We start from the raw sequence: 6924 nt of genomic DNA, 5'->3' as shown, positions 1-6924 counted from the left end.
CTGGGCGAGTTCGCGCCGAAGATCGAGCAGATCAAGGTTCCGACCGACAAGATCCGCGACATCATCGGCACCGGCGGCAAGATCATCCGCGAGATCGTCGAAAAGACCGGCGCCAAGATCAACATCGAGGACGACGGCACGGTGAAGATCGCCGCCTCCGAGCAGGAGAAGATCGACGCGGCCAAGAACTGGATCTCGTCGATCGTGTCCGAGCCCGAGCCCGGCATGATCTACACCGGCAAGGTCGTGAAGGTCGTCGACTTCGGCGCCTTCGTGAACTTCTTCGGCGCCAAGGACGGCCTCGTCCATGTGTCGCAGATCTCGATGGAGCGCGTCGCCAACCCCGCCGACGTCCTGACCGAAGGTCAGGAAGTGAAGGTGAAGTTCCTGGGCATGGACGACCGCGGCAAGACCAAGCTGTCGATGAAGGTGGTCGATCAGGAAACCGGCGAGGACCTGACCGACAAGATCAACGCCGAGCGCGCCGAACGCGGCGAGCCCCCGATGTCGGAAGACACCGGCGGCCGTCCGAAGCGTGAAGGCGGCGGCGACCGCGACCGCGGCCGCGGCCGTCGCTAGACCGCGGCGTCACGACTGACTGAAGCAGGCCCCGGCGGAAACGCCGGGGCCTTTTTTCATCGCGTGGCGTCCGGGCCGCTGCTCGCGGTGGAGGACGGCAGGTCCGCACCGCTTCGGGTTCCACCCGGGTGAAACCCGAAAAACGGTGGGGCGGAGTCGGCAGGGTCGGCTCCGGAATTCGGTGTGTCGGAGTCGGCAGAGTCGGCATCGGCGCCGAAAAGGCTGAGCGGGCGCGCCTGTGGCGGCGGGCCGGCGGTTCGCATGTCAAAGACCGGTCCGCAGTATGGACCAGGTCCTTCATGTGGCGGGAAGATAGCCTCGAGAATCGGCCAAGCCTCTGAAAAGGCGGCGGATCGTCTCCGTTATCCGGCTATAATTCCCCGGATTGCAGGCACAGCGTCACGGCCGCGCGCGCCCGGCGCCCCCCCGGGGCGGTGGCGGGGATCCCTGGCGCGGCCTACCGCGGCGCCCGCTTCGCCAGAATGCGCTGCAGCGTCCGGCGGTGCATGCCCAGCCGGCGCGCCGTCTCCGAGACATTGTGGTCGCACAGCTCGTAGACGCGCTGGATATGCTCCCAGCGCACGCGGTCGGCGCTCATCGGATTATCGGGGGGCTCCGGGGCCTCGCCGGTCATCAGCAGCGCCTTGACCACGTCGTCGGCGTCGGCGGGCTTCTGCAGATAGTCGACCGCGCCGGCCTTGACCGCCGCCACGGCGGTGGCGATGGCGCCATAGCCGGTCAGCATGACGATGCGGGCGTCCTGACGCTGGTCGCGGATAGCCTCGACGACCTTGAGCCCGTTGCCGTCCTCCAGCCGCATATCGAGCACGGCGAAGGCAGGGACGGACGCCCGCAGCGCCTCGCGCGCCTCGGCCACCGAGCCAGCGGTGGTCACCTCGAAGCCCCGGCTTTCCAGCGCCCGCCCCAGGCGGGTGCGCAGGGCGTTGTCGTCGTCGAGCAGCAGCAGGGTCCTGTCCGTCAGGGCGGCGATCCGGGCTTCGGTCTCGGGCATCATCGTTCTCCTCGGCTCCAAGTCGGTAACACCGCCGTTGCGGTCAAGGTTCAGCGGCGGGGTGCGACATCACGACGGCGCAACCTCCAGCGCCGGCCGGGGCCAGCGCACGGCGACCCGGGCCCCTCTGGGCTGGCCCTTGCCGCCGTCCCCGGCGCCGACGGCGACCCGTCCGCCGGTCCGTTCCAGCAAGGTGCGGGCGATGAAGAAGCCGAGACCCATGCCGCCCTGACTGGGGGCGATGGTTTCCGGCGCGGGCGCGGCCTTGCCGCCCTTCCGCCCCTTGCGGCCCGGTGCGGCGGCGGCGACGGAGGCGGCGATCTGGGCCGCCAGCGCCCGGCGCGCCTTGCCCTGCGGCCGGCTGGTCACATAGGGCTCGCCCAGGCGGGGCAGGATGTCGGGCGGTATGCCGGGCCCGTCGTCCACCACCTCGATCTCGATGAAGCCGGCGTCGACCAGGGCCAGCACCCGCACCCGGCTGTTGGCGAAGTCGGCGGCGTTCTCGACCAGGGTCGACAGGCCGTGCACCACCTCGGGCAGGCGGCGGACGCGCGGGGCGGCCTCGCCGGACGCGGTGCGTACGGAAACGTCGAAGGCCAGGTCGAAGCCCCGGTGCGGCTCGACTACCTCCTCGAGCAGGGCCTTCAGCCCCACCTCGGCGAAGGCGGCGTCGCCCTCCTCCGGCTGCTGCGACAGCTGTTTGAGGATGTCCCGGCAGCGCTCGGCCTGCTGCAGGATCAAGGCCGCGTCCTCGGCCGCCGGCCCGTCCTTGGCGGAGGCGCGCAGCAGTTCGCGGGCCACCACCTGGATCGTCGCCAGCGGCGTGCCCAGCTCGTGCGCCGCCGCCGCGGCCAGACCGCCCAGGGCCGCCAGCCGCTGCTCGCGCTGCAGCACGTCCTGGGTGGTGGCCAGGGCCAACTCCAGCTTCTCGGCGTCCGCCGCCACCCGCCAGGCGTAGGCGGCGGTGAAGACCACGCCGGTGATCAGGGCCAGGCCGACGCCGAAGCGGTACAGGGGCGGCAGGTTCAGCTCGGTGCCCGCCTGCCACGGCAGGGGCATGGAGAAGAAGAACAGGCCGACGGTGGCGGCGAGCACCATCAGCCCCATCAGCGCCGCCTGCCGTCCCGGCAGCGAGGCCGCCGCCACAGTCACCGGCGCGACCAGCAGCAGGCAGAAGGGGTTCTGCAGCCCGCCGGTCAGGGCCAGCAGGGCCGACAGTTGCAGGATGTCGAAGCCGAGGTGCGCCGCCGTCAGCGTCCCGTCCGGGGCCGAGCCGTCGCTGCGCCTGAGACGGGCCGTGGCGTTGAGGTTCATCGCCACGCTGGCCGCGATCACGGCCAGACAGCCCCACAGCGGCAGGTCGAAATGGAACCAGCCCGTGGCCACGGCGATCGTGGCGCTCTGGCCCGCGATGGCCATCCAGCGCAGGATCACCAGCGTCCGGAGCGACAGGCCGCGGTTGCGGCGCGGCAGGTTGCGCCAGCCGGCGAAACGGCCGCCGCCGTTTTCGGGGGCGAACTGCGACGACAGGGGGTCTTGGGTCGGGCTCACGCCTCTTCTATAGACCAGCCGCGCCCGCAAGGCGCGTCTTGCCGGGGGTCGTGATGCCGCGCCGTTCCATTCTGCTGTTCGCCGGCGCCTGCGCCGTCATCGCCGTCGCCCTGCTCGTCATCACCGCCGTGCTGATCAACCGGCCGGCGCCCGGGCTGCAGCCCGGAGAGGTCGTCTCCAGCGGCCAGGCCGACGTCGGCGGGCCGTTCCAGCTGGTCGACCACAACGGCCGGCCGGTCGATCAGACGATGCTCGAGGGCCGATGGTCGCTGGTCTTCTTCGGCTTCACTTATTGCCCTGATTTCTGCCCCACGACCCTGGCCGCGCTCGACGCCACGAAACAGCGGCTGGGAGAGAGGGGGAAGGATCTGCAGATCGTCTTCATCAGCGTCGATCCGGAGCGCGACACGCCGCAGGCGCTGAAGGACTACCTGTCCACCGACGGCTTCCCCGAGGGCGTCATCGGCCTGACCGGCACGCCTGCCCAGGTCCGGGCCGCCGCCGACGCCTACCGGGCCTATTACCAGAAGGTCGGCGAGGGCGAGGACTACACCATGAACCACTCGCTGACCGTCTATCTGATGGGCCCCGACGGCCGGTTCCGCACCGCCGTAGCCGAGGAGCTGGGCCCCGAGAAATCGGCCCAGGTGATCGAACGGGCGATGGCGCGGGGTTAGCGGCGCCAGCGCCCGCCTCGATCAGGCCTTGCGGGCAAGCGCGGCCTGCAGCTGTTGCCGCTTCAGTTCGCGCATCAGCCGGTTGGCCTGAAGCTCGGGCATCATGCCCAGCTTCACGATCAGCGAAGCCAGCACCAGCACCGCGGCCGGCAGGCCCCAGTGCAGCGCCGACAGCGCCGTCTCCGCCTCGAAGAAACGCCAGCCGGCCCAAAGCCCGGCGACGAAGAGCGTCGCCTGAATCGCCATCATGACGACGTTGACCCAGCCGTTGGGACCGCCGAGCAGACCGAAGGCCTGGGCGAAGAAGCCCGGTTCGCCGGCGGTCTCGCGGAACAGCGCCTGCTCTTCGCCCTGCAGCGCCTCCTCTATCATGCGGTCGATATCGGTCGTCATCACGCCTCTCCTTCCAGCACCGCGCGCAGCTTGCGGCGGGCATGCAACAGGCGGGTCTTCACCGTGCCCGCCGGCACGTTCAGGGCGGTCGCGACGTCCGCGACGCCCAATTCCTCAAGATAGAACAGGCCGATCACAGCCCTCTGCCCGGGCGGCAGGGCCGCCAGTCCCGCCCGCAGACGTGTCATGGCCGGCGCGTCGCCCTCTTCCGGGGCGATGAAGGCTTCGACCGGTTCAGCGGCCGCCGCGGCCACGAGGGCCCGGTCGCGCTGCAGGCCCCCAATCCGCCGGGCGCAGCGCCGCGACACGATCTGGTAGGCCCAGGCCGGGAAGGCGCGCTCGTCGCGCAGGCGGCCGAGGCCGCGCACGATCTCGATCCAGCCCTCCTGGGCGGCCTCGCGGGCATGGTCGACGTCGCCCGTCAGCCGCCAGGCGTGGGCGACCAGCTTGCCCTGCCAGCGCCGCGCCAGCAGGTCGAACGCCTTGCGGTCGCCGGTGCGCGCGGAGGCGACCAGGTATTCGTCGAGCAGCTGTTGTTTGGTTCTGAACGCCACGCCCGTGTCCCTCGTTGATTGAGAGGTGCCGACATCCCGCGATCCGGTTCAATGGATTCGTCGCGGCGGCATGCGCCGCGGCGCACGCTTGCGTGACCTGGACGAAGATAATCTTTTTGCAGTGCGGCGCGTTCTATGCTGCCCTGCCATATACCGGCGGGGGCCGTCTCAGGACACGCATGCTGTATTCGCTTCACGAGCTCGCCTACCACTCGGCGACGCCGTTCCGGTTCGGGGCCCAACTGGCCCGCCAGTTCTGGAGTTCTCCGCTCAATCCGGTTGCCGACACCGCCCTGGGGCGGACCGCCTACGCCTCGGCCGAGCTGTTCGAGAGCGTCACGCGCCGCTACGGCAAGCCCGACTGGGGCCTGGAGGTGGTCACCATCGACAACCGGCCCGTCCGCACCACCGAACAGGTGGTCTGGTCCTCGCCGTGGTGCCGCCTGTTGCGGTTCGCGCGTCACGTCGGCGACCTCAAGCGGGCCGGGAAGCCCGCCGCGGCCCCGGCGGTGCTGATCGTCGCCCCGCTGTCAGGCCACTACGCCACCCTGCTCCGCGGCACGGTGGAGGGTTTCCTGCAGGACCACGACGTCTATGTCACCGACTGGACCAACGCCCGGCAGGTGCCGATGCTGGAGGGGCGGTTCGACTTCTTCGACTATGTGGATCACGTCCGGACCATGCTGGGCGTGATCGGGCCGCGGGCGCACGTCGTCGGCGTCTGCCAGCCGGGTCCGCCGGTGCTGGCGGCCTGCGCCCTGATGGCCGAGGACGGGGACCCGAACCGCCCGGCCTCGATGACCTTCATGGGCTCGCCCATCGACGCGCGGCTGTCCCCGACCGTGACCAACGAACTGGCCGAGCAGAAGCCCTTCGCCTGGTTCAAATCGAACATGATCCACACCGTGCCCTGGCCCTATCCGGGCTTCGGGCGGCGGGTCTATCCCGGCTTCGTCCAGCTCTACAGCTTCATGTCGATGAACGAGGAGCGCCACGTCGACGCGCACCACGAGTATTTCCAGCATCTGGTCAACGGCGACGGCGACGGGGTCGAGAAGCACGAGCAGTTCTACGACGAATACCTGTCGGTGCTGGACCTGACGGAGGAATTCTATCTCCAGACCATCGACATCGTCTTCCAGCAGCATCTGCTGCCGCGCGGCCTGCTGGAGCACCGCGGGCGCAAGGTCGACCTGTCGAAAGTCACGGACATCGGCCTGATGACCGTCGAGGGGGCGAAGGACGACATCTCCGGCGTCGGTCAGACCCAGGCGGCGCACGGCCTGTGCAGCGCCATTCCGGACGAGCGGCGCATGCTGTACGTCCATCCCGAGGTCGGCCACTACGGCGTCTTCAACGGCCGGCGTTTCCGCGACGACATCTATCCGCGCGTGCGCGACTTCATCGCCCTCAACGAGGCTCTCTGTGCAGTACCGGAACGGCCAGCGGCTGCCGCCTGACGCTGTCGGCGTTCCGGCCCGGCTGTCGGTCAATCCGCGAGCGCGACGGTTGTCGATCCGCATCGACGGCCGCGCCGGCGAGGCGGTGCTGGTCGCCCCGTCCGAGCGCGGTCTGGCCCAGGCCGTGGCCTTCGCCCGCACCAAGGCCGGCTGGATGCGCGAGCGGCTGGCCGAGCGGCCGCAGGGCGCGCCGCTGGAACCGGGCGGGACGATTTCCCTGTTTGGCCGGGCCACGCGACTGGCCTCGACCGGCGGCGCGGGCGCGGCGCGCCTGATCGATGCGCCCGACGGCCCGGTCATCCAGTCCGGTGGCGAGGGCGAGGCCTTCTCGCGCCGGGTCGAGAACCTCATCAGGCGACTGGCCCGGCAGGTGCTGGTCGAGCGGACCGAGCATCATCTTCGCACCCTCGGCCAGCGGCCGGTGAAGGTCTCGATCGCCGATACGAAGAGCCGCTGGGGCTCCTGCAGTCCGCACAACCGCTCGATCCGCTACAGCTGGCGCGTGATCATGGCCCCGCCCGCCGTGGCCGATTACCTGGCCGCCCACGAGGTCGCGCATCTGGTCCACGCCGACCACAGCCCGGCCTACTGGGCGGTGGTCCAGACCCTGGTCGGAGACCATCGACCGTTCCGCAAATGGCTGCGGGAGAACGGCCCCGCGCTGCACGCGGTGGGACGGTAGCGGCGCCTTCCTTTTC

The 6924-nt window shown here is 70.3% G+C and carries 8 protein-coding genes; 4 read left to right on the top strand and 4 right to left on the bottom strand.

What is annotated here, in order from left to right; translation table 11 throughout:
* Positions 1 to 579: S1 RNA-binding domain-containing protein (locus tag VGD32_RS03145; RefSeq protein ID WP_331030449.1), on the top strand; the 579-nt coding region annotated here is incomplete at its 5' end.
* Positions 580 to 1036: 457 nt separating this feature from the next.
* Here VGD32_RS03145 and VGD32_RS03140 read toward each other — a convergent pair.
* Positions 1037 to 1591 (bottom strand): ActR/PrrA/RegA family redox response regulator transcription factor, encoded by a 555-nt coding sequence (locus VGD32_RS03140; protein WP_331030448.1) that lies wholly within the window; start codon positions 1589 to 1591, stop codon positions 1037 to 1039.
* A gap of 69 nt (positions 1592 to 1660) precedes the next feature.
* Complete coding sequence (locus tag VGD32_RS03135) at positions 1661 to 3142, bottom strand: ActS/PrrB/RegB family redox-sensitive histidine kinase (RefSeq protein WP_331030447.1); 1482 nt, start codon at positions 3140 to 3142, stop codon at positions 1661 to 1663.
* A 53-nt stretch (positions 3143 to 3195) separates the two neighbouring features.
* On the opposite strand from VGD32_RS03135, the gene VGD32_RS03130 reads away from it, so the two are divergent.
* Positions 3196 to 3819 carry an SCO family protein gene (locus VGD32_RS03130; RefSeq protein ID WP_331030446.1) on the top strand — a complete coding sequence of 208 codons (624 nt, stop codon included), beginning with the start codon at positions 3196 to 3198 and terminating at the stop codon, positions 3817 to 3819.
* A 21-nt stretch (positions 3820 to 3840) separates the two neighbouring features.
* On the opposite strand, the gene VGD32_RS03125 is transcribed toward VGD32_RS03130, so the two are convergent.
* Both VGD32_RS03125 and VGD32_RS03120 read right to left on the bottom strand, forming a co-directional pair.
* On the bottom strand, positions 3841 to 4212 hold the full coding sequence (locus VGD32_RS03125; protein WP_331030445.1) for a DUF6768 family protein: 372 nt from the start codon (positions 4210 to 4212) through the stop codon (positions 3841 to 3843).
* Entirely contained in the window at positions 4212 to 4766 is a 555-nt protein-coding gene (locus VGD32_RS03120; RefSeq protein WP_331030444.1) for an RNA polymerase sigma factor, read from the bottom strand. The genes VGD32_RS03125 and VGD32_RS03120 overlap by 1 nt, the downstream gene beginning before the upstream one ends.
* A 179-nt stretch (positions 4767 to 4945) precedes the next feature.
* Here VGD32_RS03120 and VGD32_RS03115 point away from each other — a divergent pair, with 179 nt between their 5' ends.
* A complete protein-coding gene (locus VGD32_RS03115; protein WP_331030443.1) occupies positions 4946 to 6226 on the top strand; it encodes a polyhydroxyalkanoate depolymerase in 1281 nt (426 codons plus the stop codon).
* Positions 6192 to 6908, top strand: a complete 717-nt coding sequence (locus VGD32_RS03110; protein WP_331030442.1) for a SprT family zinc-dependent metalloprotease — start codon at positions 6192 to 6194, stop codon at positions 6906 to 6908. Before VGD32_RS03115 ends, VGD32_RS03110 begins: the two co-directional genes overlap by 35 nt.
* Positions 6909 to 6924 lie beyond the last annotated feature (16 nt).

Source organism: Brevundimonas sp. (assembly GCF_036402095.1).
In the GTDB taxonomy this organism is placed as follows: domain Bacteria; phylum Pseudomonadota; class Alphaproteobacteria; order Caulobacterales; family Caulobacteraceae; genus Brevundimonas.
The sequence above is the reverse complement of the archived record's forward strand: the minus strand, read 5'-3'. Positions and strand labels throughout refer to the sequence as shown.